The sequence below is a fragment of the Lichenifustis flavocetrariae genome, assembly GCF_026130545.1.
Taxonomy (GTDB): Bacteria; Pseudomonadota; Alphaproteobacteria; order Rhizobiales; family Beijerinckiaceae; genus Lichenihabitans; species Lichenihabitans flavocetrariae.
The window spans coordinates 1-1,058 of record NZ_JAMOIM010000147.1; the positions used below are offsets into that span (position 1 = coordinate 1).

Genomic DNA, 1,058 nt, shown 5'->3' on the forward strand with positions numbered 1-1,058 from the left:
GACCCGGACAGATCCGAGGGAAAGCGACCTTTTCGATCATCCCAACATTCGTGGCGCCGCCTACTTCAACTGAAGGACCGAGCATTCATGCTGACCCACCCCACCCTCGATCACTTGAGTGCCCTTGGTCTTCACGGCATGGCCAAAGGCTTCAAGGATCTCGCCGCCAATCCAGAATCCCGATCCCTGGACCATGCCGAATGGCTCGGGCTTCTCCTCGAACACGAGGCCACCCTCAGGCGGCAGAAGCGCTTCGAGGCGCGCGCGAAGGCCGCGCGCTTGCGCCAGAGCGCCAGCATCGAGGATGTCGATTATCGCAGTCCCCGCGGCCTCGACCGCTCACTCTTTCTCAAACTGGCCAGCTGCGACTGGATCCGTGACAAGCGCAATGTGATCGTCACCGGGCCATGCGGCGTCGGCAAAAGCTGGCTCGCCTGCGCGCTCGGCCAGAAGGCCTGCCGCGAGGATCTTCCGGTCCTCTACCATCGCATGCCCCGCCTCTTCACCGCTCTCGCGCTGGCCCGCGGCGACGGACGCTATGGCAAGCTGATGGCCGCCATCGGACGGGCGAAGCTCCTCATTCTCGATGATTGGGGACCTGAAACGCTCAATCCCGAGCAGGCGCGCGACCTGCTCGAAATCGTCGAGGACCGCATGGATATCGGCTCCATCCTGGTCACCAGTCAGATCCCTGTCGATCGATGGCATGACATGATCGGCAGTCCTACCATCGCTGACGCCATCCTCGATCGCATCGTCCATAATGCCTACAGGATTGACCTGGCCGGCGAGAGCCTGCGCAAGCGACGCACAGCCGATCTCGGCTAATCACCCCGCCATGGCGGGGCTACGCAACCCGATCCAGCTTCGCCCCGCCATGGCTAAGCTCAGAACAACCAACCCTTGACCCGTCCGATCAACATCGAGATCATCCGCAACGACCTGTGAGAGAACCGCCCAAGGTGGCCGACATCAAATCGGAACCGTGGCCGGCTTGAAGTCGGAATAGGTGGCCGGCTTCATATCGGAAACACTGGCCGGCATCGTCGGAATCCGCA

General features: G+C 62.1%; 1 protein-coding gene. It reads left to right on the forward strand.

Annotated elements, in window-relative coordinates; all coding sequences use genetic code 11:
• The first annotated feature begins 87 nt into the window (after window positions 1-87).
• On the forward strand, window positions 88-828 hold the full coding sequence (gene istB / locus M8523_RS36345) for an IS21-like element helper ATPase IstB (protein WP_282589651.1): 741 nt from the start codon (window positions 88-90) through the stop codon (window positions 826-828).
• Window positions 829-1,058: the final 230 nt, after the last annotated feature.

What these genes read in the sequence shown, in the direction of transcription:
- istB (WP_282589651.1), top strand. Translation starts at nt 88, where the DNA reads ATGCTGACCCACCCCACCCTCGATCACTTGAGTGCCCTTGGTCTTCAC.